At 52.4% G+C, this 22,139-nt stretch carries 21 protein-coding genes and 29 other annotated features; of the genes, 13 read left to right on the top strand and 8 right to left on the bottom strand.

Going from position 1 to position 22,139, the window contains the following annotated elements; all coding sequences use genetic code 11:
* Window positions 1-457: 457 nt before the first annotated feature.
* Window positions 458-463 (top strand) — a ribosome-binding site (putative RBS for yieP; RegulonDB:STMS1H003843).
* Together yieP and yieO are read left to right on the top strand one after the other, a co-directional pair.
* The gene (gene yieP / locus STM3888; protein NP_462787.1) for a putative gntR family regulatory protein occupies window positions 458-1,176 on the top strand. Within the gene, window positions 472-1,176 belong to an annotated coding region; the region does not span the whole gene. It overlaps the preceding feature by 6 nt.
* Window positions 1,177-1,182 (top strand) — a ribosome-binding site (putative RBS for yieO; RegulonDB:STMS1H003842). It begins immediately after the preceding gene.
* Window positions 1,177-2,615 (top strand): putative MFS family tranport protein gene (gene yieO, locus STM3887; protein ID NP_462786.1). Within the gene, window positions 1,188-2,615 belong to an annotated coding region; the region does not span the whole gene. (Overlaps the previous feature by 6 nt.)
* Here the strand turns inward: yieO and rbsR are convergent.
* The 7 genes from rbsR to kup all read right to left on the bottom strand — a co-directional run bounded on the left by rbsR (window position 2,581) and on the right by kup (window position 10,540).
* Window positions 2,581-3,591, bottom strand: a protein-coding gene (gene rbsR / locus STM3886) for a transcriptional repressor for rbs operon (GalR/LacI family) (protein NP_462785.1). Within the gene, window positions 2,581-3,579 belong to an annotated coding region; the region does not span the whole gene. The genes yieO and rbsR overlap by 35 nt on opposite strands.
* Window positions 3,583-4,526, bottom strand: a protein-coding gene (gene rbsK, locus STM3885) for a ribokinase (protein NP_462784.1). Within the gene, window positions 3,583-4,512 belong to an annotated coding region; the region does not span the whole gene. Before rbsK ends, rbsR begins: the two co-directional genes overlap by 9 nt.
* Window positions 3,586-3,591 (bottom strand) — a ribosome-binding site (putative RBS for rbsR; RegulonDB:STMS1H003841). It overlaps the preceding gene by 6 nt.
* Window positions 4,521-4,526: a ribosome-binding site (putative RBS for rbsK; RegulonDB:STMS1H003840), on the bottom strand. It lies within the gene rbsK.
* Window positions 4,527-4,645: 119 nt before the next feature.
* Window positions 4,646-5,551, bottom strand: a protein-coding gene (gene rbsB / locus STM3884) for a D-ribose transport protein (protein ID NP_462783.1). Within the gene, window positions 4,646-5,536 belong to an annotated coding region; the region does not span the whole gene.
* Window positions 5,546-5,551: a ribosome-binding site (putative RBS for rbsB; RegulonDB:STMS1H003839), on the bottom strand. It overlaps the preceding gene by 6 nt.
* A gap of 9 nt (window positions 5,552-5,560) precedes the next feature.
* Window positions 5,561-6,540, bottom strand: a protein-coding gene (gene rbsC, locus STM3883) for a D-ribose high-affinity transport protein (1st module, ATP-binding subunit) (protein ID NP_462782.1). Within the gene, window positions 5,561-6,526 belong to an annotated coding region; the region does not span the whole gene.
* The gene (rbsA, locus tag STM3882) for a D-ribose high-affinity transport protein (protein NP_462781.1) occupies window positions 6,532-8,046 on the bottom strand. Within the gene, window positions 6,532-8,037 belong to an annotated coding region; the region does not span the whole gene. The genes rbsC and rbsA overlap by 9 nt, the downstream gene beginning before the upstream one ends.
* Window positions 6,535-6,540 (bottom strand) — a ribosome-binding site (putative RBS for rbsC; RegulonDB:STMS1H003838). Its footprint overlaps the gene before it by 6 nt.
* Window positions 8,041-8,046, bottom strand: a ribosome-binding site (putative RBS for rbsA; RegulonDB:STMS1H003837). It lies within the gene rbsA.
* Window positions 8,045-8,564 (bottom strand): D-ribose high-affinity transport system gene (gene rbsD, locus STM3881; RefSeq protein ID NP_462780.1). Within the gene, window positions 8,045-8,464 belong to an annotated coding region; the region does not span the whole gene. The genes rbsA and rbsD overlap by 2 nt, the downstream gene beginning before the upstream one ends.
* Window positions 8,472-8,477 (bottom strand) — a ribosome-binding site (putative RBS for rbsD; RegulonDB:STMS1H003836). It overlaps the preceding gene by 6 nt.
* Window positions 8,513-8,533: a protein binding site (putative binding site for CRP, RegulonDB: STMS1H000093), on the bottom strand.
* Window positions 8,529-8,537 (bottom strand) — a -10 signal (putative -10_signal for rbsD; RegulonDB:STMLTH004625). (Overlaps the previous feature by 5 nt.)
* Window positions 8,556-8,564: a -35 signal (putative -35_signal for rbsD; RegulonDB:STMLTH004625), on the bottom strand.
* Window positions 8,565-8,660: 96 nt before the next feature.
* The gene (kup, locus tag STM3880) for a KUP family low affinity potassium transport system (RefSeq protein NP_462779.1) occupies window positions 8,661-10,540 on the bottom strand. Within the gene, window positions 8,661-10,529 belong to an annotated coding region; the region does not span the whole gene.
* Window positions 10,535-10,540 (bottom strand) — a ribosome-binding site (putative RBS for kup; RegulonDB:STMS1H003835). Its footprint overlaps the gene before it by 6 nt.
* Before the next feature lie 319 nt (window positions 10,541-10,859).
* Window positions 10,860-10,865: a ribosome-binding site (putative RBS for yieN; RegulonDB:STMS1H003834), on the top strand.
* On the opposite strand from kup, the gene yieN reads away from it, so the two are divergent.
* Together yieN and yieM are read left to right on the top strand one after the other, a co-directional pair.
* Window positions 10,860-12,373, top strand: a protein-coding gene (gene yieN, locus STM3879; RefSeq protein NP_462778.1) for a putative regulator protein. Within the gene, window positions 10,877-12,373 belong to an annotated coding region; the region does not span the whole gene. It overlaps the preceding feature by 6 nt.
* A gap of 2 nt (window positions 12,374-12,375) precedes the next feature.
* Window positions 12,376-12,381 (top strand) — a ribosome-binding site (putative RBS for yieM; RegulonDB:STMS1H003833).
* The gene (yieM, locus tag STM3878) for a putative inner membrane protein (RefSeq protein NP_462777.3) occupies window positions 12,376-13,818 on the top strand. Within the gene, window positions 12,394-13,818 belong to an annotated coding region; the region does not span the whole gene. Its footprint overlaps the feature before it by 6 nt.
* A gap of 4 nt (window positions 13,819-13,822) precedes the next feature.
* Here yieM and asnA read toward each other — a convergent pair.
* Window positions 13,823-14,921 (bottom strand): asparagine synthetase A gene (gene asnA / locus STM3877; protein ID NP_462776.1). Within the gene, window positions 13,823-14,815 belong to an annotated coding region; the region does not span the whole gene.
* Window positions 14,823-14,828: a ribosome-binding site (putative RBS for asnA; RegulonDB:STMS1H003832), on the bottom strand. Its footprint overlaps the gene before it by 6 nt.
* Window positions 14,868-14,876: a -35 signal (putative -35_signal for asnC; RegulonDB:STMLTH004622), on the top strand.
* On the opposite strand from asnA, the gene asnC reads away from it, so the two are divergent.
* The 9 genes from asnC to atpH all read left to right on the top strand — a co-directional run bounded on the left by asnC (window position 14,868) and on the right by atpH (window position 22,135).
* Window positions 14,868-15,424 (top strand): transcriptional regulator for asnA, gidA gene (asnC, locus tag STM3876; protein ID NP_462775.1). Within the gene, window positions 14,966-15,424 belong to an annotated coding region; the region does not span the whole gene. The two genes, asnA and asnC, sit on opposite strands and share 54 nt — an antisense overlap.
* Window positions 14,884-14,892: a -10 signal (putative -10_signal for asnC; RegulonDB:STMLTH004622), on the top strand. It overlaps the preceding gene by 9 nt.
* Window positions 14,889-14,897, bottom strand: a -10 signal (putative -10_signal for asnA; RegulonDB:STMLTH004623). Its footprint overlaps the feature before it by 4 nt.
* Window positions 14,913-14,921, bottom strand: a -35 signal (putative -35_signal for asnA; RegulonDB:STMLTH004623).
* Window positions 14,955-14,960: a ribosome-binding site (putative RBS for asnC; RegulonDB:STMS1H003831), on the top strand.
* Before the next feature lie 89 nt (window positions 15,425-15,513).
* Window positions 15,514-15,957, top strand: coding sequence for an initiation of chromosome replication (gene mioC, locus STM3875; RefSeq protein ID NP_462774.1), 444 nt, complete (start codon window positions 15,514-15,516; stop codon window positions 15,955-15,957).
* Window positions 15,958-16,323: 366 nt separating this feature from the next.
* Window positions 16,324-16,329 (top strand) — a ribosome-binding site (putative RBS for gidA; RegulonDB:STMS1H003830).
* Window positions 16,324-18,225 (top strand): associated with glucose-inhibited division gene (gidA, locus tag STM3874; protein ID NP_462773.1). Within the gene, window positions 16,336-18,225 belong to an annotated coding region; the region does not span the whole gene. It overlaps the preceding feature by 6 nt.
* Window positions 18,226-18,315: 90 nt before the next feature.
* Window positions 18,316-18,321 (top strand) — a ribosome-binding site (putative RBS for gidB; RegulonDB:STMS1H003829).
* Window positions 18,316-18,951, top strand: a protein-coding gene (gene gidB / locus STM3873; RefSeq protein ID NP_462772.3) for an associated with glucose-inhibited division. Within the gene, window positions 18,328-18,951 belong to an annotated coding region; the region does not span the whole gene. (Overlaps the previous feature by 6 nt.)
* A 495-nt stretch (window positions 18,952-19,446) precedes the next feature.
* Window positions 19,447-19,455 (top strand) — a -35 signal (putative -35_signal for atpI; RegulonDB:STMLTH004621).
* Window positions 19,447-19,947, top strand: a protein-coding gene (gene atpI / locus STM3872; protein ID NP_462771.1) for a membrane-bound ATP synthase subunit, F1-F0-type proton-ATPase. Within the gene, window positions 19,567-19,947 belong to an annotated coding region; the region does not span the whole gene. (Overlaps the previous feature by 9 nt.)
* Window positions 19,463-19,471: a -10 signal (putative -10_signal for atpI; RegulonDB:STMLTH004621), on the top strand. (Overlaps the previous gene by 9 nt.)
* Window positions 19,551-19,556 (top strand) — a ribosome-binding site (putative RBS for atpI; RegulonDB:STMS1H003828).
* Window positions 19,940-19,945: a ribosome-binding site (putative RBS for atpB; RegulonDB:STMS1H003827), on the top strand.
* Window positions 19,940-20,771, top strand: a protein-coding gene (gene atpB / locus STM3871; RefSeq protein NP_462770.1) for a membrane-bound ATP synthase, F0 sector, subunit a. Within the gene, window positions 19,956-20,771 belong to an annotated coding region; the region does not span the whole gene. Before atpI ends, atpB begins: the two co-directional genes overlap by 8 nt.
* Before the next feature lie 34 nt (window positions 20,772-20,805).
* Window positions 20,806-20,811: a ribosome-binding site (putative RBS for atpE; RegulonDB:STMS1H003826), on the top strand.
* Window positions 20,806-21,057 (top strand): membrane-bound ATP synthase, F0 sector, subunit c gene (gene atpE, locus STM3870; protein ID NP_462769.1). Within the gene, window positions 20,818-21,057 belong to an annotated coding region; the region does not span the whole gene. It overlaps the preceding feature by 6 nt.
* 46 nt (window positions 21,058-21,103) lie before the next feature.
* Window positions 21,104-21,109: a ribosome-binding site (putative RBS for atpF; RegulonDB:STMS1H003825), on the top strand.
* Window positions 21,104-21,587 (top strand): membrane-bound ATP synthase, F0 sector, subunit b gene (gene atpF / locus STM3869; RefSeq protein ID NP_462768.1). Within the gene, window positions 21,117-21,587 belong to an annotated coding region; the region does not span the whole gene. (Overlaps the previous feature by 6 nt.)
* Window positions 21,586-21,591: a ribosome-binding site (putative RBS for atpH; RegulonDB:STMS1H003824), on the top strand. It overlaps the preceding gene by 2 nt.
* Window positions 21,586-22,135 (top strand): membrane-bound ATP synthase, F1 sector, delta-subunit gene (gene atpH / locus STM3868; RefSeq protein NP_462767.1). Within the gene, window positions 21,602-22,135 belong to an annotated coding region; the region does not span the whole gene. Its footprint overlaps the feature before it by 6 nt. The genes atpF and atpH overlap by 2 nt, the downstream gene beginning before the upstream one ends.
* The last annotated feature ends 4 nt before the right edge of the window (window positions 22,136-22,139 follow it).

Below are 22,139 nucleotides of genomic sequence, written 5' to 3'. Positions count from 1 at the left end.
ATGCTCAATGAATTAAACTTCGTAATGAATTACGTGTTCACTCTTGAGACTTGGTATTCATTTTTCGTCCTAGGACGTTAAGAATCCGTATCTTCGAGTGCCCACACAGATTGTCTGATAAATTGTTAAAGAGCAGTGCCGCTTCGCTTTTTCTCAGCGGCGCGGGGTGTGCATATTACGCTTTCCCGCTTCAGAGTCAAGCGTTTATTTTCGCTTTTCTCCGTGAGGTTCTGGTCTGAACCCCGCTGACCCGGCGGCCTGTGTGCCGTTGTTCCGTGTCAGTGGTGGCGCATTATAGGGAGTTATTTCTGCCTGACAAGAGGAAATTTAAAATAATTTTCTGAGTGTCTCTTTTTTCATCAATAGCGTGCTTAACGTGCCATAAAATAAGCAAATTGCCGTTATTGCAACTGCAATCACACTTCCAGGTGGCATACTAATAACCAAACGAAAGAGAAAGGAAGAACATTCATGCCTTTAAGCGCACAACAATTAGCCGCACAGAAAAATCTATCCTATGTTCTGGCTGAAAAGCTGGCGCAGCGGATATTAAAGGGTGACTACGCCCCCGGTACGATTCTTCCCGGCGAAATAGAACTGGGCGAGCAGTACGGCGTAAGTCGAACGGCAGTTCGCGAAGCGGTGAAAACGTTGACGGCTAAAGGTATGGTGCTACCTCGTCCGCGCATTGGTACGCGGGTGATGCCGCAGGGAAACTGGAACTTTCTGGATCAAGAGCTGCTGACCTGGTGGATGACGGAAGAAAATTTTCATCAGGTGGTAGAGCATTTTCTGGTGATGCGTATTAGCCTGGAGCCGCAAGCCTGCCTGCTGGCGGCGACTCTTGGCACACCGGAGCAGAAAGCGCGGCTTAATGCCTTAATGGAAGAGATGGTCGCGCTGAAAAAGCATTTTAAGCGTGAACGCTGGATTGAAGTGGATATGGCGTGGCACGAGCATATCTACGAAATGAGCGCCAATCCCTTTCTAATCTCTTTTGCGACGCTATTTCATTCGGTTTATCACACTTACTTTACCTCAATCACCTATAACGAGGTGGTAAAGCTGGATTTGCACCAGGCCATTGTTGATGCCATCGCTGATGGCGACGGCGAACGCGCTTTCCAGGCCTGCCAGGCGTTGTTAATAGCGCCCAATGAGAGACCAGATAATTAACAGGATATTGAATGACCAGCAAAAAAGCGCGCAGTATGGCTGGCCTGCCGTGGATCGCGGCGATGGCCTTCTTTATGCAGGCGCTAGACGCCACCATTTTGAATACCGCTTTACCGGCTATTGCGCATAGTCTTAACCGTTCACCACTCGCCATGCAGTCCGCTATTATCAGTTATACCCTGACAGTAGCTATGTTAATTCCGGTAAGCGGCTGGCTGGCTGACCGCTTTGGTACGCGTCGCGTTTTTATGGTTGCCGTAAGTCTGTTTACGTTAGGCTCGCTGGCCTGCGCGCTCTCCAGTTCACTATCTGAATTGGTTATTTTTCGCGTCGTACAAGGCGTCGGCGGAGCGATGATGATGCCAGTGGCGCGGCTGGCGTTATTGCGAGCCTATCCGCGTAGTGAGCTGCTGCCCGTTCTTAACTTTGTCACTATGCCGGGGCTGGTAGGTCCGATTCTGGGGCCGGTATTAGGCGGCGTACTGGTGACCTGGGCAAGCTGGCACTGGATCTTCCTGATTAATATTCCCATTGGTGTTGCAGGCATTCTGTATGCCCGCAAATATATGCCCAACTTCACCACGCCGCGTCGCAAGTTTGACATGACCGGCTTCTTTCTTTTTGGGTTAAGTCTGGTTTTATTTTCCAGCGGAATGGAACTGTTTGGCGAAAAGATTGTGGCGACATGGATCGCATCCGCCATTATTTTTTGCAGTATCGTTCTACTATTGGCCTATATCCGCCACGCCCGCCGTCATCCGACACCGTTAATATCACTATCGCTGTTTAAGACACGCACATTTTCCGTCGGTATTGCCGGCAACCTCGCCACGCGTCTGGGGACAGGCTGCGTACCTTTTTTGATGCCGTTAATGCTACAGGTTGGTTTTGGCTACCCGGCTCTGATCGCCGGCTGCATGATGGCGCCGACGGCTTTGGGTTCTATTATCGCGAAATCGACCGTAACGCAGGTTTTACGACGTTTGGGATACCGGAAGACTCTGGTCGGCATTACGGTATTTATCGGTCTGATGATTGCCCAGTTTTCGTTTCAATCTCCCGCCATGCCGATCTGGATGCTCGTGCTGCCGCTATTCATTCTTGGAATGGCGATGTCCACTCAATTTACGGCAATGAATACGATTACTCTTGCGGATCTGACGGACGATAATGCCAGCAGCGGCAACAGCGTTCTGGCGGTTACGCAGCAATTGTCTATCAGTTTAGGCGTGGCGATCAGCGCGGCGGTGTTACGTATTTATGAAGGTTTTGCGGGCACCAGTACCGTGGAACAGTTCCACTATACCTTTATCACGATGGGGGCGATCACTATCGTGTCCGCGCTGATGTTTATGCTGCTAAGAGCCAAAGACGGCAACAATCTGATTAAAGAACGGCATAAATCTAAACCGACCCACGCACCGTCAAAACCGGAGTAAGCTGAAGTCGCTGTTGTTGCAAGGCGGGCTGCGCCATCCGATGAATCAACACATCAATAGCCAGCTCGCCCAATTCATCTTTCGGCTGATGGATAGTCGTCAGCGGCGGCGTCATATAGCGCGCCAGCTCAATATCATCATAGCCAATGACTGCCATATCCTGCGGAATACGAAGCCCCGCCTGATATAGCGCCTGATAGGCGCCGACAGCCATCGCATCGTTTCCGGTAAAAACCGCTTGCGGTCGCTGTTGATGGGCGAGTAACGCCTGCATGGCGTCAAAGCCGCCGCCAAATTCAAAATCGCCGGTGATCTCATAGCCTTGCGGAATAGCCAGCCCTGCGCGTTTCATCGCCGCCCGATACCCTTCCAGCCGTAAACGCGCTGGCGTTTTGTCCAGCGGGCCGGTAATACAGGCTATTCGGGTAAATCCTTTATCGATAAGGTATTGGGTAGCAAGATCGCCGCCTAGCAACGAATTATCCTGAATGAGATCGCTATCGCCCTCACCATCAAACGGCGACCAGTCCATCATGACGGTAGGAATAGACGGATAACGCTCCATGATTTCACGAGAAGGCTGATGCGTTTCGGTACACAGCAGCAGTAAACCGTCTACCCGTTTTTGCATCAGCGTCTCCAGGTTGCGGTTCATCCGTTGCTCGTCGCCTTCGGTATTGCACAGCACCAGACTATAACCGCGCTCAAAACAGCTTCGCTCAACGCCGCGCACCAGTTCGGAATAAAAAGGGTTGGTACTGGCGGTAATTAGCATACCAATCGTGCGGGTCTGGTTTAACTTGAGGCTTCGCGCCAGCGCAGAAGGCGCATAGTTGAGCGATTTAATCGCCGCTTCAACTTTTTCGGTTATCGTCTCACTCACAAAGCGATCTTTGTTAATAACGTGAGAGACCGTCGATGTAGAGACTCCCGCCAGGCGGGCAACATCTTTCATAGTAGCCAAGCGTTACCCCTGCTGATGTAAAAACGCTTCTATCTCTTCGCGCCACGGAACGGAAGGTTGCGCGCCTTTACGCGTTACGGCAATCGCGGCGGCGGCATGGGCAAAGCGAATCGCTTCCGGCAACGGCGTCTCCTCCAGTATCGCGGTGATAAAGGCGCCGTTAAACGTATCTCCGGCAGCAATGGTATCGACAGCCTCAACGCTAAATCCAGGAACGCGGCGGCCCTCGCCGTCTACGCTGGCCCAGACGCCACGGCTTCCTAAGGTAATTAATACGGTTCGAATGCCTTTATCATGCAAAACCTGCGCAGCTTTCGCGGCATCGTCGTCATTTTCCACACGCACGCCCGTCAGCTTTTCAGCTTCCGTTTCATTTGGCGTGATGATGTCCACCAGCGCCAGCAGTTCATCCGGTAACTCACGGGCAGGCGCCGGATTAAGCGCAACAGTAGTATGATGTTGATGGGCGATTTTCGCCGCCGCCAGTACGCTTTCCAGCGGCGATTCCAGTTGCATCAGTAACGCATCCGCCTGCGCGATACGTTCACGCTGCGCATCAACCAACGCCGGCGATAACGCGGCATTCGCTCCGGCATGAATACCGATGACGTTCTCGCCTTCGCCATTAACGAAAATCAGCGCCACCCCGGTAGACTCGCCTTTAATAACGCTAACTGGCGCGATATCAATACGATCGCTGACTAATTGTTTACGAATACTGTCGCCAATATCGTCATCGCCCGTGCAGGCGATAAACGCAATATTTGCCCCGCTACGTCCCGCAGCAACCGCCTGATTCGCGCCTTTCCCACCAAACGCGACCTGATAATGGCTACCGGTTACCGTTTCACCCGGGGTAGGGAAGGACTCAAGATTAAGGATATGATCGGCATTAATGCTGCCAAGGACGATGAGATTACCTGCGGTTTTCATATTCGGGGTTCCACGTCAAAGTGCGCCACCGGTTAGGGTGGCGCGTGCCCTGCTTTTCTTTTTTTTACGTTCACCTCAGCGGAGGCTCGCGTATTTCTGTCGCCATCAGGCCATAGTTGACCCGTGTCGTTTATTACTGCTTGATGACCAGTTTCAGGTCAACCGGATATTTGGCCTGAACTTTTTCGCCTTTCAACACCTTATCCGCCACTTCAACGCCTTTGGCGCCGATTTGATCCGGTAACTGAGCGATAGTCGCTGCCAGTTTGCCATCTTTTACGGCCTTTTCGCCATCCGGCGTACCGTCAAATCCAACCACCATCACATCTGCTTTACCGGCAGTTTGCAGTGCGCGCAGTGCGCCCAGCGCCATTTCATCGTTCTGGGCGAAGACAGCCTGAACATCCGGATGCGCGGTTAGCAGGTTCTGCATGACGTTCAGACCCTTAGTACGGTCGAAATCAGCAGGCTGGCTGGCCAGGACATTAAATTTGTGGGCGGCTACCGCCTGCTGGAAACCTTCGCCACGCTCACGCGCCGCAGATGTTCCGGCAATGCCTTGCAACTCAATCACTTTGGCGCCTTCGCCAGCTTTTTTCGCGATATAGTCGCCAGCGATCTTACCGCCCAGCACGTTATCAGACGCGATATGGCTGACGACATCGCCTTTGGTTGCCTGGCGGTCAAGCGTGATAACCGGAATCTTCGCCTGGTTCGCCATCTTCACCGCGTTACCCACCGCATCGGAGTCAGTCGGGTTGATCAGCAGAATTTTGGTCCCGCGAACGGTTAAATCCTGCACGTTCGCCAGCTCTTTGGCAGGGTTGTTCTGGGAGTCCAGCACCACCAGGTTATAACCCAGTTTATCCGCCTCTTTTTGCGCCCCGTCTTTTAACGACACGAAGAAGGGATTATTGAGGGTAGAGATCACCAGCGCAATGGTGTCTTTCGCCATTGCATTCGCGCTCACGGTGGCGCTCAGCGCAACAGCAGATACCAGGGTAGCCAGTTTTTTCATGTTCATATTTCAGATGTCCTGTAGTCGTTGTTACTGCTTTTTGTTGTCTACCAGTACCGCCAGCAAAATCACCACCGCTTTGACGATCATCTGGTAATAGGAGGAAACACCTAACAAATTCAAACCATTATTAAGGAAGCCGAGAATCAATGCGCCGATCAATGTCCCAACAATGCGCCCTTTACCACCTGCAAGGCTGGTGCCGCCCAGCACCACGGCGGCAATAGCATCCAGCTCATAGCCGGTACCCGCCGTCGGCTGCGCGGAAGAGAGGCGCGCCACTTCAATGATGCCCGCCAGCGATGCTGTCAGGCCGCAAAGTGAATAGACGATAATTTTCACTTTGCTCACGCTAATGCCAGACAGACGCGTCGCCGCTTCGTTACCGCCCAGCGCGTAGATATAGCGTCCCAGACGAGTGTGATGCAGCATATACCAGGCGGCGATAAAGACGATAGCCATGATCCAGACCGGCGTAGGAACGCCCAGCGGACGACCGATACCGAACCAGCCAAACAGATCGGCGTTATCGGTAAAGCCGGTGTTGACCGGGCTACCGTCGGTGTAAACCATCGTCACGCCACGCAGTAGCAGCATCATCACCAGCGTAGCGATAAACGCCTGTACGCGGCCCTTCGCGACGATAACGCCAGTGACGGCGCCAATCGCAGCGCCCAGCGCCAGCGCGGCGGCAACCGCGACCAGCGCATTCACTTCAACGCCGACGATTGAAGCGGCAACCGCACCGGTGAGCGCCAGCAGGGAACCGACGGACAGATCGATCCCCGATGTCAGAATCACCAACGTCATCCCCACCGCCATAATGGCGTTAACGGAGGTCTGTTGAAGAATATTGAACAGATTATTAACGGTAAAAAAGTTGGGGCTCAACGTCGAAACAATCGCGATCAACACCAGCAGGGCAATGAGCGACTTCTGCTCAAGAAGCCACGCTTTAGTGAAATAACGGCGACCAGAAACAGCCTGGGTTGTCATCTTTTTTACTCCTGATTCACGCGATTAAGCTTGCCCACTGCGGCAGCCATTAACACTTCCTGGGTGGCCTGCTCGCGAGTAAATTCACCGCTGAGATGCCCTTCATGCATGACGATGATGCGATCGCTCATGCCTAATACTTCTGGCATCTCAGATGAGACCAGAATGATGCTCAGGCCGTCGGCCTTAAACTGGTTGATAAGCTGGTAAATCTCTTTCTTGGCGCCGACGTCCACGCCGCGGGTCGGCTCGTCGAGAATGAGCACTTTCGGGCGCGTCATCAACCCGCGGGCAATCGCCACTTTTTGCTGATTACCACCGGAAAGCAGGCCTATCGCCTGTTCCATTGAAGGCGTCTTGACGTTGAACAGACGGATAAAATCCCCCACCGCCTGCTGCTCATCTTTGTGTTTCAGGCTTCCGCCAGCGCGGCTGAAATAGTCCAGCGCCGTCAGCGACATATTCTCTTTAACTGACATGCCGAGCACCAGTCCATCGCGCTTACGGTCTTCAGAGATATAAACGATGCCATTGGCCAGCCCGTCCTGCGGAGAGCGCGTCACCACTTCGTGTCCATCGAGCGTCACATAACCGCTGGTTCGCGGCATCGCGCCGTACAATACTTTCATCAGCTCGGTGCGACCGGCGCCCATCAGGCCGGAGATGCCAAGAATCTCGCCTTTTCGCAGCACAAAAGAGACATCATTCACGCCCGGTCCGCACAGATTATCGACCTTGAGGCGAATCTCACCCGGCGCGTTATCCAGATGCGGGTACTGATCTTCCAGCTTACGTCCCACCATCATTTCGATAAGAGAATCTTCGGTCAACGTGGCCACTTCACGCTCGGCGATAAATTGCCCATCGCGGAAGACCGTCACGTCATCGCAAATTTCGAAGATCTCTTTCATACGGTGGGAGATATAGACAATGCCGCGCCCCTGCGATTTTAATTCGCGGATAACGCGGAACAGAGAGTCGGTTTCAGTGTCGGTCAGCGCATCGGTCGGTTCATCCATAATGATGACTTTGGATTCGAAGCTCAGCACTTTGGCGATTTCCACCATTTGCTGATCGCCGATAGAGAGTTCGCCCACCAGCTTATCGCTCTTAAAACGCAGATTGAGTTTGGCTAAGAGGTGGTCGGCTTCGGCATACATCTTTTTCCAGTCGATTTTGCCAAAGCGATTCACAAACTCACGGCCCAGGAAGATGTTTTCCGCAATGGTCAACTGCGGGATCAGGTTCAGTTCCTGATGAATAATGCCGATCCCGGCTTCCTGAGACGATTTAGGCCCATTAAAGGTGGTCTCTTTACCCAGCCATAACAACGATCCCGCATCTCGCGTATAGATGCCGGTTAATACTTTCATCATGGTGGATTTTCCGGCGCCGTTTTCCCCCACCAGCGCCATAACGCGGCCAGGATAAACGTTTAACGCGGCGCCGGAGAGAGCCTTCACGCCGGGGAACGCTTTATCGATCCCTTTGAGTTGCAGTAATGCGTCCATAGCGGCCTCAGAAAGTGACGCCAGCGCAAAGAATGACGTTCGCATACGGGGAACACTCCCCGCTGCGAATCACCGCCTGACTGTCTGCAGTCAATTTTTTGAATTGTTCGTGTGTCGTATAACTAATTTTTATGGTGTTTCCCTGGTGTTGCTGCAGTTGCTCAAGGTGAGTGAGCAACGTTTCGTGGAGCTGCGGATTCTGTTGTTTGATTTCCGTTGCAAGAATCGCCGCCTCAACCTGCATTTCCCGGGTCACGACATCCACCACCTGCATAAAAGAAGGTACGCCCTGGGTTAGTGCCATATCGATACGCGCGGTGCTATTCGGGATGGGTAAACCCGCATCACAGACTACCAGAGTATCAGTATGCCCCAGACGGGAAATGACCGACGAGATTTCAGAGTTGAGTACGGTGCCTTTCTTCATTTTTCTGCTCCACTAGCGAAACGTTTCGCTGGCCGCAGTGTAACCCCGGATGTGTTCATAAAACCATCATGACGTAACAGAATTGTGATCGCCGTCGAAACGTTTCGCTAGCGGAAATCAGGCGATTATCTTGTGGGAATCTACGGATTGGCCAGGCCGGGTAAGCCAACGCGGCCCCCGGCATGTTGATGGGAGGTTAAATCTCGACCTGCGTACCTAACTCAATCACGCGGTTAGGCGGGATCTCGAACTGATCCGGCGCGCGCAGGGCGTTGCGTTGCAACAACAAATACAGCTTGCCACGCAGACGCAAATACCACGGGCGTTTGCCGACAATCAACGACTCGTGCGACATAAAGAACGACGTTTCCATCATCCGACAGCTAAGGCCTTCCAGACCGCAGCGGTGGAACACCTCTTCAACGTTTGGCGTTTCGCGCCAGCCGTAGCTGGCCACCACGCGCCAGAATGTCGGAGACAACTGCTCAATCTGCACCCGGCGAACGTTATGCACATAAGGCGCATCTTCCGTACGCAACGTCAGTAAGATTACGCGCTCATGCAACACTTTGTTGTGCTTCAGGTTATGCAATAAAGCAAAAGGGATCACACTGAGCGCGCGCGACATGTATACGGCAGTACCCGGCACCCGAACCGGCGGTGACTTCTCCAGTGAAGCAATCATCGCTTCCAGCGAATTACCGTGTTCATGCATACGACGCAACAGACGGAAACGCTCGCTCTTCCAGGTGGTCATGATCGTGAACATGATCAGACCCAGGCTCAGCGGCAGCCAACCGCCGGACAACAATTTATCGAGGTTAGCCGAGAACAGCGGGATATCCACGCACAGGAATGCGATGAGGATCAGCGCGACAAAATATTTGTTCCAGTGCCAGTTCTTACGCGCCACGGTCGTAGAAAGAATAGACGTCAGCACCATCGTGCCGGTCACGGCGATACCATAGGCCGCCGCCAGGTTGCTGGAGTGCTCAAAGCTAACAATAACAACCACGACCGCGAAATAAAGCAGCCAGTTAACGAAAGGGATATAGATCTGACCGGACTCCATCTCGGAGGTATGGATAATGCGCATTGGCGACAAATAGCCAAGACGCACGGCCTGACGCGTCAGCGAAAAGACGCCGGAAATGACCGCCTGGGAGGCGATCACCGTCGCCAGCGCGGCCAGAATCAGCAGCGGAATTAACGCCCAGTCCGGCGCCAACAGGAAGAAGGGGTTTTTAATCGCTTCCGGATGCTTAAGTAGCAATGCGCCCTGACCAAAGTAGTTCAGTACTAACGACGGCAATACCACGGTAAACCACGCCAGGCGAATCGGGAACTTACCGAAGTGTCCCATATCGGCGTACAACGCCTCTACGCCGGTAATCGACAGCACCACCGCGCCCAACGCAATAAATGATACGGTTTTATATTCAAGGAAAAAACGTACCGCCCAGACAGGATTCAGCGCATGTAACACTTCGGGATTGGCGATAATACTGCGCAGGCCAAGTACCGCCAGGATTAAAAACCAGGTCAGCATGATCGGCGCAAAGAGTTTCCCTACCATTCCCGTACCGTGCTTCTGAATCATAAACAACAGAGTCAGCACAATAATGGAGAGCGGGACAATCCAGGTATCCAGCTGCGGCGCGACAATCTCCAGGCCTTCAATCGCCGACATCACCGAAATCGCCGGCGTAATCACCACTTCGCCATAGAAAAAGCTGCCGCCTATCAGTCCCATGATAACTAACATGGATGTGGTGCGCGCCGAGGTATTACGCCCGGCAAGCGACATCAGCGTCAAAATTCCACCTTCACCCGCGTTATCGGCGCGCATCACGAAGGTGAGATATTTGATGGAAACCACAAAGATGAGTAGCCAGAAGATCAGCGACAGAAAACCAAATACGGCATCTCGTTCAACGCCAAAACCAAACTGACCGGACAAACATTCACGAAGCGTATAAAGCGGGCTGGTACCAATATCACCGTAGACAACCCCAATAGCTGCGAGGGTAATCGCAGGCAACGATTGCTTATTATCAGTGCTCATAGACTCATCTTTCGTTTATACACGTCACCCTTCACCCTACCTCCTTGTCGGCTGCATTCGCTTACCCCAGTCACACGTTTAAGTCAGTGCCAGGGGATTCACTCCTTTGCCGCCTTGATGTAGTTTGAATGAATGAGTGTATAGATATGAAATGTGTGCTTAGTCCCTTGGCCCACAAAAAAGCGCACAGTATGCACGATTAATCATAAAATCGTACCCCTAAATGAAGCCAGATTAACCTGGCTCAAAGAAAAATAAACAGCGCGTCAGACGATTACAGCCCCGGTGGTGAAACGTCTATACTCGCAATTAGCATGATCCATTTGTCGAAAGGACGCCTCTTTATTATGGCTCACCCACATTTATTAGCGGAAAGAATTTCCCGTCTGAGCAGCGCCCTTGAGAAGGGGCTGTATGAACGTAGTCATGCCATACGCCTTTGCCTACTGGCGGCGTTAAGCGGTGAGAGCGTCTTTTTGTTGGGCCCGCCCGGTATCGCCAAGAGTCTGATTGCCCGCCGCCTGAAGTTTGCTTTCCAGCGCGCCCGCGCTTTTGAATATCTGATGACACGCTTTTCCACGCCGGAAGAGGTTTTTGGCCCGCTCTCTATTCAGGCGCTGAAAGATGAAGGTCGCTATGAACGCTTAACGACCGGCTACCTTCCCGAAGCCGAAATCGTTTTTCTGGATGAAATCTGGAAAGCCGGGCCAGCTATCCTGAACACATTGCTGACCGCCATTAACGAACGCCATTTCCGCAACGGCGCATTTGAGGAAAAAATTCCGATGCGGCTGCTGGTGGCGGCCTCTAACGAACTGCCCGAAGCGGACAGCAGCCTGGAAGCGTTGTACGACCGAATGTTGATTCGCCTGTGGCTGGATAAAGTTCAGGATAAAGCCAATTTCCGCTCCATGCTGGTCAGTCAGCAGGATGAAAGTGATAACCCGGTACCTGCCTCGTTACAGGTTAGCGACGAAGAATATCAACAGTGGCAAAAGGATATCGGCGCGATTTCACTCCCTGATCCGGTCTTTGAGCTGATATTTACTCTGCGCCAACAGCTGGATAATTTGCCGAATGCGCCTTATGTCTCCGACCGTCGCTGGAAGAAAGCCATCCGCCTGTTACAGGCCAGCGCCTTCTTTAGCGGACGCGACGCGGTTGCGCCGATTGACCTTATCCTGCTAAAAGATTGCTTGTGGTATGACGCGCAGAGTCTGAATCTCATGCAACAGCAACTGGAAATATTGATGACCGGACACGCCTGGCAGCAGCAGGCCATGCTGACTCGCCTCGGCGGTATCGTCCAGCGTCGCCTTCAGTTGCAGCAACAGCAAAGCGATAAAACCGCCTTCACCGTCATTAAAGAAGGCGGTATGTTCAGCCGTCGCCCGCATTACACTTTACCGCCGGAAGCCAGTGCGTCAACGTTGACGTTATTGCTACAAAAACCGCTCAAATTGCATGATATGGAAGTGATCCATATTACCTTTGACCGCAGCGCGCTGGAACTTTGGCTGACCAAAGGCGGCGAGATCCGCGGCAAACTGAACGGGATCGGCTTTGCCCAAACGCTGAATATGGAAGTCGATAACGCTCAACATCTGGTGGTGCGCGACATCAGTCTACAAGGTACCCGTCTGGCGTTACCGGGAACGGCTGAAGACAGTATGCCTGCGGAGATCAAACAGCAGCTGGAAACGTTAGAAAACGACTGGCGCCAGCAGCATACCCGCTTCAGCGAACAGCAACATTGCCTGTTTATTCACAGCGACTGGTTAGGGCGCATTGAGGCCAGCCTGCAGGATGTAGGAGAACAGATCCGCCAGGCGAAACAATGCTGACGCTGGATACGCTAAATACCATGCTGGCCGTCAGCGAAGAGGGAATGGTCGAAGAGATGATCCTCGCGCTACTGGCTTCCCCACAACTGGTCATTTTCTTTGAAAAGTTTCCGCGTTTAAAAAACGCCGTGACCGCCGATCTCCCGCGCTGGCGGGAAGCGCTACGCAGCCGTCTTAAAGACGCACGCGTTCCGCCGGAACTCACGGAAGAGGTCATGTGTTATCAGCAAAGCCAACTTCTCTCTACCCCACAGTTCATCGTGCAACTGCCGCAAATACTGGCGTTGCTTCACCGCCTGCATTCACCGTATGCCGCGCAGGCGAAGCAGTTGACGGAGAGCAACAGTACCTTTACCCCTGCGCTACACACGCTTTTTTTGCAACGCTGGCGGTTAAGTCTGGTCGTGCAGGCCACCACGTTAAACCAACAACTACTGGAAGAAGAGCGCGAGCAGTTGCTGAGTGACGTTCAGGAACGGATGACGCTGAGCGGGCAACTGGAACCGACGCTGGCGGAAAATGATAATGCCGCAGGCCGCCTGTGGGATATGAGCGCGGGCCAGCTTAAACGTGGTGATTATCAACTGATCGTAAAATACGGCGAATTTCTCGCCGCCCAGCCGGAGCTAATGCAACTGGCGGAACAACTGGGACGTTCGCGGGAAGCCAAATCGGTACCGAAAAAAGACGCGCCGATGGAAACCTTTCGTACACTGGTACGCGAACCCGCAACGGTGCCGGAGCAGGTTGACGGTATTCAGCAAGGCGATGATATTCTGCGCCTGTTGCCGCCAGAGCTGGCGACGCTCGGCATCACCGAGCTGGAATATGAATTTTACCGCCGGTTAGTGGAAAAACAGCTCCTCACCTATCGCCTGCATGGCGAAGCGTGGCGTGAGAAAGTGACCGAACGGCCGGTAGTACACCAGGATGTCGACGAGCAGCCGCGCGGACCGTTTATTGTCTGCGTCGATACTTCAGGCTCGATGGGAGGATTTAACGAGCAGTGCGCAAAAGCGTTCTGCCTGGCGTTGATGCGCGTTGCGCTGGCGGATAACCGCCGCTGCTTTATTATGCTGTTTTCCACTGACGTTGTGCGCTATGAACTCTCCGGCCCGGAAGGTATCGAGCAGGCCATCCGCTTTTTAAGTCAACGTTTTCGCGGCGGCACGGATATCGCCAGCTGTTTTCGCGCCATTATTGAAAGAATGCAGGGACGGGAATGGTTTGATGCCGATGCGGTGGTCATTTCGGATTTTATCGCCCAGCGCTTGCCGGATGACGTGGTGAGCAAAGTGGGAGAGTTGCAGCGTCTTCACCAGCATCGATTCCATGCGGTGGCGATGTCGGCGCACGGCAAACCCGGCATCATGCGCATTTTCGATCATATCTGGCGCTTTGACACCGGGATGCGAAGCCGCCTGCTGAGACGCTGGCGGCGCTAACGGCTTATAAAATAGCAGGAATGCTTTCGCGAACCTGCGCGGGCCATACGCCGCACTGTACCTGACCAATATGCGGCAATTGCAGCAGCAACATCGTCAGACGCGACTGCCCAATCCCGCCGCCGATGGTCTGCGGCATTTCGCCGCGCAGCAGCGCCTGATGCCACTCCAGTTGCAGACGATCTTCATCACCGGTCAACGCCAGCTGGCGCATCAGCGTATCGGCATCTACGCGGATACCCATAGAGGAAAGCTCAAACGCATCTTCCAGCACCGGGTTCCACACCAGGATATCGCCGTTCAGACCGGCGTAGCCCAGCTCAGATGCGGAGCTCCAGTCATCATAATCCGGCGCGCGTACATCATGGCGGTGGCCATCGCTCAGTTTACCGCCGATCCCCACCAGGAAAACGGCGCCAAGTTCTTTGGCGATCGCGCGTTCGCGCCCTTTCGCATCCAGATCCGGGAAACGCGCCAGCAGTTCCTGACTGTGAACAAACTGAATTTGCTCTGGCAGGAACGGCGCCAGACCAAACTGTTTATGCACTTCTGCTTCCGTCGCCTTAATTCCTGCCCATATAGCCTCTACTGTGCTTTTCAGGGTGGAAAATTGGCGCTCGCCATCGCCCATGACACGCTCCCAGTCCCACTGATCCACATAGACCGAGTGGAGCGGAGAGAGTCGGTCTTCATCGGGGCGAAGGGCTTTCATGTGCGTGTACAGCCCTTCGCCCGCGCTGAAGTCATGTTGCCCCAGGGTTTGACGTTTCCACTTCGCCAGTGAATGCACCACTTCGAACTGGGCGTCAGGCAATGCTTTCACTTTTACCTGCACCGCTTTTTCACAGCCGGACAAATTATCCTGCGTACCATCCCCTACGCGACTCAGGATCGGCGCCTGGACCTCAATCAGACCCAGACGCTCCTCCAGCTGGCGAGAGAAATGTGATTTCACGAAGCTAATTTGACGTTGTTTGGCAATGTAAGCGGTTTTCATTTTTTTACTCCTGCGTCCTGTTGCCTATGATTAAGCAACAAAACGAGAGCACTATTCAATAATCAACAGATAAAAAGCTAACTTCGGTTTTGATTCGTTAAAAATAATGGCTAAAATAGAGATAATCATTAATCTGCATAAGAAAAAGCGATGGAAAATTATCAGATCGACAATCTGGACCGCGGCATACTTGACGCCTTAATGGGAAATGCCCGCACCGCCTACGCCGAACTGGCCAAACAATTTGGCGTTAGCCCTGGAACCATTCACGTTCGCGTCGAGAAAATGAAGCAGGCCGGGATCATTACGGGCGCACGGATTGACGTCAGCCCTAAACAACTGGGCTACGATGTGGGCTGCTTTATTGGCATCATCCTCAAAAGCGCCAAAGACTATCCCTCCGCACTGGCCCGGCTGGAAAGCCTGGATGAGGTGACGGAAGCGTATTACACCACCGGTCACTACAGCATCTTTATAAAAGTGATGTGCAAATCAATCGACGCGCTTCAGCACGTACTTATCAACAAGATCCAAACAATTGATGAAATTCAGTCCACTGAGACACTGATCGTCTTGCAGAACCCGATCATGCGCACCATCAAGCCATGATCGGCTTTTTTAATCCCACATTTTTCCACAGGTAGATCCCAGCTCGTTCACAGAGTACAATGCAGCCTCTTTACCTGAGCGAGCGATCAATGGCAGACATTACTCTTATCAGCGGCAGCACCCTGGGCGGCGCCGAATACGTCGCGGAACATCTGGCGGAAAAGCTGGAAGCTGCCGGTTTTTCAACCGAAACGGTGCACGGTCCGTTATTAGAGGATCTGTCAACTTCCGGGATCTGGCTGATAATCAGCTCAACGCACGGTGCCGGAGACATTCCGGACAACCTGACCCCTTTCTATGAAGACCTTCAGACGCAGAAACCCGATCTTTCCGCGGTACGTTTCGGCGCAATTGGCATTGGCAGTCGAGAATACGACACGTTTTGCGGCGCGATTGAGAAAATAGAAGCGGAACTGAAAGGCGCTGGCGCAAAACAGGTTGGGGAAACACTGAAGATCAACATCCTTGAACATGAGATTCCGGAAGATCCAGCGGAGATTTGGCTCGGATCCTGGATTAATTTACTCAAATAAGTGTAAAGATCGTGCGATCCATTGTGGATAAATCTGGTGGAAAGCTTGGATCAACCGGTAGTTATCCAAAGAATAACCGTTGTTCACTTTTTGAGTTGTGTATAAGTACCCGTTTTGATCCCAGCTTATACGGACCACGATCACCGATCATTCACAGCTAGTGATCCTTTCCAACGCATTGATCTTTATTACAGGATCCGGGTTATCCACAGCCTGGCGCGATCCTAATAAGAGATCACAATAGAACAGATCTCTAAATAAAAAGATCTTCTTTTTAATAGCCCGGATCCCGGGGCTTTCTCCATCGGCTAAAGTTGAGTAGAATCCACCGCCCGGGCTTCAATCCATTTTCACACCGCGTTATGCGAGGCAATTACCATGTTTTATCAGGATCCTTTTGACGTCATTATTATTGGCGGGGGTCATGCAGGCACTGAGGCCGCGATGGCCGCAGCGCGTATGGGTCAACAGACTCTGCTTTTGACACACAATATTGACACGTTGGGACAGATGAGCTGCAACCCGGCGATCGGCGGTATTGGAAAGGGACATCTGGTAAAAGAGGTGGATGCGCTCGGCGGTCTGATGGCGAAAGCGATCGATCAGGCAGGTATTCAGTTTAGGATACTAAACGCCAGCAAAGGTCCGGCCGTTCGCGCTACCCGGGCTCAGGCGGATCGAGTCTTATACCGCCAGGCGGTGCGTACCGCGCTGGAGAATCAGCCGAATCTGATGATCTTCCAGCAAGCTGTTGAAGATCTGATTGTCGAAAACGATCGCGTTGTCGGCGCCGTGACCCAAATGGGGCTCAAATTCCGCGCGAAAGCGGTGGTACTGACCGTCGGAACCTTCCTGGATGGCAAAATTCATATTGGTCTGGATAACTACAGCGGCGGTCGTGCTGGCGATCCGCCATCCATCCCGCTGTCTCGCCGTCTGCGTGAGCTTCCGCTACGCGTCAGCCGCCTGAAAACCGGCACACCGCCGCGTATTGATGCGCGTACTATCGATTTCAGCGTGTTGGCTCAACAGCATGGCGATAACCCGATGCCGGTTTTCTCGTTTATGGGGAATGCTTCTCAGCATCCGCAACAGGTGCCGTGTTACATCACGCATACCAATGAGAAAACCCATGACGTGATTCGTAATAACCTCGATCGTAGCCCAATGTACGCTGGCGTGATCGAAGGGATCGGCCCACGCTACTGTCCTTCGATCGAAGACAAGGTGATGCGTTTTGCCGATCGTAACCAGCATCAGATCTTCCTTGAGCCGGAAGGACTGACCTCTAACGAGATTTACCCTAACGGTATCTCCACCAGCCTGCCGTTTGACGTGCAGATGCAGATTGTCCGTTCCATGCAGGGTATGGAGAACGCGAAGATCGTTCGCCCTGGTTACGCGATTGAGTACGATTTCTTCGACCCGCGCGATCTGAAACCGACTCTGGAAAGTAAATTTATTCACGGCCTGTTCTTTGCTGGTCAAATCAACGGTACTACCGGCTATGAAGAGGCTGCGGCGCAGGGCTTGCTCGCTGGTCTGAATGCCGCGCGTCTTTCCGCCGACAAAGAGGGCTGGGCGCCTGCGCGTTCTCAGGCTTATCTCGGCGTGCTGGTGGACGATCTCTGTACGCTGGGCACCAAAGAGCCGTATCGCATGTTTACCTCCCGTGCCGAATATCGTCTGATGCTACGTGAGGACAATGCCGATCTGCGTCTGACTGAAATGGGCCGCGAGCTGGGTCTGGTGGATGATGAACGCTGGGCGCGCTTCAACGAGAAGCTGGAAAATATCGAACGCGAACGTCAGCGGCTGAAATCGACATGGGTAACGCCGTCTGCGGAATCCGCCGATGAAGTGAATGCGCATTTGACCACGCCTCTCTCCCGTGAGGCCAGCGGCGAAGATCTGTTGCGTCGTCCGGAAATGACCTACGCGCAGCTCACTTCGCTTGCCGCATTCGCGCCTGCGCTTGAAGATGAGCAAGCCGCTGAGCAGGTGGAAATCCAGGTCAAATACGAAGGCTATATCGCTCGCCAGCAGGATGAGATTGAAAAACAACTACGTAACGAGAATACGTTGCTACCTGCCACGCTGGATTATCGTCAGGTTTCCGGTCTGTCGAACGAAGTTATCGCCAAGCTGAACGATCATAAACCGGCGTCTATCGGCCAGGCATCGCGTATCTCCGGCGTTACGCCAGCGGCAATCTCCATTCTGCTGGTATGGCTGAAAAAACAAGGTATGCTGCGTCGTAGCGCTTGATAACACTAATTTGGCGGGGGCGCTTCGCTTGCCCGCCCTACAAATTTGTAGGCCCGATAAGCGAAAGCGCATCGGGCATTTGATTATTAACAGGTAATGACCGTGCTCAACAAACTCTCTCGTCTGCTGGCTGATGCCGGTATTTCTCTTACCGATCACCAGAAAACGCTGCTGGTCGCCTACGTTGATATGCTGCACAAATGGAACAAAGCATACAACCTGACGTCAGTGCGGGATCCCAACGAAATGTTGGTACGCCATATTCTCGACAGCATAGTCGTTGCGCCGTATCTTCAGGGACAGCGTTTTATCGACGTAGGAACAGGACCGGGGCTGCCGGGCATCCCGCTGGCTATTGTTCTCCCTGACGCGCATTTCACCTTACTCGACAGCCTGGGCAAGCGGGTACGTTTTCTGCGTCAGGTCCAGCACGAACTGAAACTGGAAAACATCACGCCGGTTCAAAGCCGCGTTGAAGCCTATCCCTCCGAACCGCCGTTTGATGGCGTTATCAGCCGCGCTTTCGCATCGTTGAATGATATGGTGAGCTGGTGCCACCATCTGCCGGGAGAGAAAGGGCGTTTTTATGCCTTAAAAGGGCAATTGCCAGGGGATGAAATTGCCTCACTACCTGACAATTTTAGCGTCGAATCTGTTGAAAAATTACGCGTTCCGCAACTGGAAGGCGAGCGGCATCTGGTGATTATTAAGTCAAACAAAGTTTAATTTTTATCAAAAAAAATAGAAAAAAAACGACGCGGCTTGTGTTAAAAATCGACAGGTATAACGCATTTCAGCGTTGTTACATTTAACTCTGGATTTACGGTTTCGTTTCAACATGACAACGTCGCTTCTTTTGTTAAAACAGAGAGTAATCAACTTTGTAAATATCAGTCTGCTAAAAATCGAATCGAAAAATCACTTTTGCTTGTTAAATTTTTATTATAAATGTCAATGGGGCGTTTTTAAGGTGTAAGCTGGTATTTTTAAAACAGTACCTGGTTTTACGCTTAAATATCAAAAAGATGAAAAGGCATGAATTGACACGTAAATGAATTGCGTAAGCATGAATATGTTTAATGTGTGATCTGGTGCACGCTTTATCGCCAGTGTTTTCGCGCTATTTGCAGTTTTGTACGATCGTTCACACTTTGGCTAAAAGTTAAAAATGCGGGCCAGAGAAAAATATTTAAACATTTATTCACCTTTTGGCTACTTATTGTTTGAAATCACGGGGGCGCACCGTATAATTTGACCGCTTTTTGATGCTTGACTCTAAGTCTTAAAGAACGTTTTATACGACACGCGGCATACCTCGAAGTGAGCAGGAGTAAAAACGTGATGTCTGTGTCGCTCGTGAGTCGAAACGTTGCTCGTAAGCTTCTGTTCATTCAGTTTCTGGCGGTAATAGCAAGTGGATTGCTGTTTTGCCTCAAAGACCCCTTCTGGGGCATCTCCGCAGTATGTGGGGGATTGGCAGTGGCACTGCCTAATATGTTGTTTATGATATTTGCCTGGCGTCACCAGGCGCATACACCTGCTAAGGGCCGCGTGTCCTGGACTTTCGCCTTCGGTGAAGCCTTCAAGGTGTTAGCGATGCTGGTTTTACTGGTGGTGGCGTTGGCGGTTTTAAAGGCGGTGTTTTTGCCGCTGATCGTTACGTGGGTTTTGGTGCTGGTGGTTCAGATACTGGCGCCGGCTGTAATTAACAACAAAGGGTAAAAGGCATCATGGCTTCAGAAAATATGACGCCGCAGGAATACATAGGACACCATCTGAATAACCTTCAGTTGGACCTGCGTACTTTCTCGCTGGTGGATCCGCAGAACCCCCCAGCCACCTTCTGGACGCTCAATATTGACTCCATGTTCTTCTCGGTGGTGCTGGGTCTGTTGTTTCTGGTGATGTTCCGTAGCGTTGCTAAAAAAGCGACCAGCGGCGTGCCAGGCAAGTTTCAGACCGCGATTGAGCTGATAGTCGGCTTTGTGCATGGCAGCGTCAAAGACATGTACCATGGCAAAAGCAAGCTGATTGCGCCGCTGGCCCTGACGATTTTCGTCTGGGTATTCCTTATGAACCTGATGGACTTACTGCCTATCGACCTGCTGCCGTATATCGCTGAGCATTGGCTGGGTCTGCCGGCAACGCGCGTGGTGCCGTCTGCTGACGTCAACATCACCCTGTCGATGGCGCTGGGCGTATTCATCCTTATTCTGTTCTACAGCATCAAAATGAAAGGCATCGGCGGCTTCGCAAAAGAGTTGACGCTGCAGCCGTTCAATCACTGGGCGTTCATTCCTGTCAACTTAATCCTTGAAGGGGTAAGTCTGCTGTCCAAACCGGTTTCTCTCGGTCTGCGACTGTTCGGCAACATGTATGCCGGTGAGCTGATTTTCATTCTGATTGCTGGTCTGTTGCCGTGGTGGTCACAGTGGATTCTGAATGTGCCGTGGGCCATTTTCCACATCCTGATTATTACGCTGCAAGCCTTCATTTTCATGGTTCTGACGATTGTCTATCTGTCGATGGCGTCCGAAGAGCATTAATTTACCAACACTACTACGTTTTAACTGAAACAAACTGGAGACTGTCATGGAAAACCTGAATATGGATCTGCTGTACATGGCTGCCGCTGTGATGATGGGTCTGGCGGCAATCGGTGCTGCGATCGGTATCGGCATCCTCGGGGGTAAATTCCTGGAAGGCGCGGCGCGTCAACCTGATCTGATTCCTCTGCTGCGTACTCAGTTCTTTATCGTTATGGGTCTGGTGGATGCTATCCCGATGATCGCTGTAGGTCTGGGTCTGTACGTGATGTTCGCTGTCGCGTAGTAAGCGTTGCTTGAATTAAGAGCAATATCAGAAGGTTAACTAGATAGAGGCATTGTGCTGTGAATCTTAACGCAACAATCCTCGGCCAGGCCATCGCGTTTATTCTCTTTGTCTGGTTTTGCATGAAGTACGTATGGCCGCCGTTAATGGCAGCCATCGAGAAACGTCAGAAAGAAATTGCTGACGGTCTCGCTTCTGCTGAACGAGCACATAAGGATCTTGACCTTGCAAAGGCCAGCGCGACCGACCAGCTGAAAAAAGCGAAAGCGGAAGCTCAGGTAATCATCGAGCAGGCAAACAAACGCCGCGCTCAGATCCTGGACGAAGCCAAAACTGAAGCAGAGCAGGAACGTACTAAAATCGTGGCGCAGGCGCAGGCGGAAATTGAAGCCGAGCGTAAACGCGCCCGTGAAGAGCTGCGTAAGCAAGTTGCTATCCTGGCTGTTGCTGGCGCCGAGAAGATCATCGAACGTTCCGTGGATGAAGCTGCTAACAGCGACATCGTGGATAAACTTGTCGCTGAACTGTAAGGAGGGAGGGGCTGATGTCTGAATTTGTTACGGTAGCTCGCCCCTACGCCAAAGCAGCTTTTGACTTTGCCGTTGAACACCAAAGTGTAGAGCGCTGGCAGGATATGCTGGCGTTTGCCGCCGAGGTAACCAAGAACGAACAAATGGCAGAGCTTCTCTCTGGCGCGCTGGCGCCGGAAACGCTCGCTGAGTCGTTTATCGCAGTCTGCGGTGAGCAGTTAGACGAAAACGGTCAGAACCTGATTCGGGTGATGGCTGAAAATAATCGTCTGAACGCGCTCCCGGATGTTCTGGAGCAGTTTATTCATCTGCGTGCCGCCAGTGAAGCTACCTCCGAGGTAGAAGTTACGTCGGCAACCGCATTGAGTGAAGAGCAGCTTTCGAAAATCAGCGCCGCGATGGAAAAACGTCTGTCACGCAAAGTGAAGCTGAATTGCAAAATCGATAAGTCTGTAATGGCAGGCGTTATCATCCGGGCGGGTGATATGGTCATTGATGGCAGCGTACGCGGCCGTCTTGAGCGCCTTGCAGACGTCTTGCAGTCTTAAGGGG

Origin of the sequence: Salmonella enterica subsp. enterica serovar Typhimurium str. LT2 (genome assembly GCF_000006945.2) — a bacterium.
Lineage (GTDB): Bacteria > Pseudomonadota > Gammaproteobacteria > Enterobacterales > Enterobacteriaceae > Salmonella > Salmonella enterica.
The sequence above is the reverse complement of the archived record's forward strand: the minus strand, read 5'-3'. Positions and strand labels throughout refer to the sequence as shown.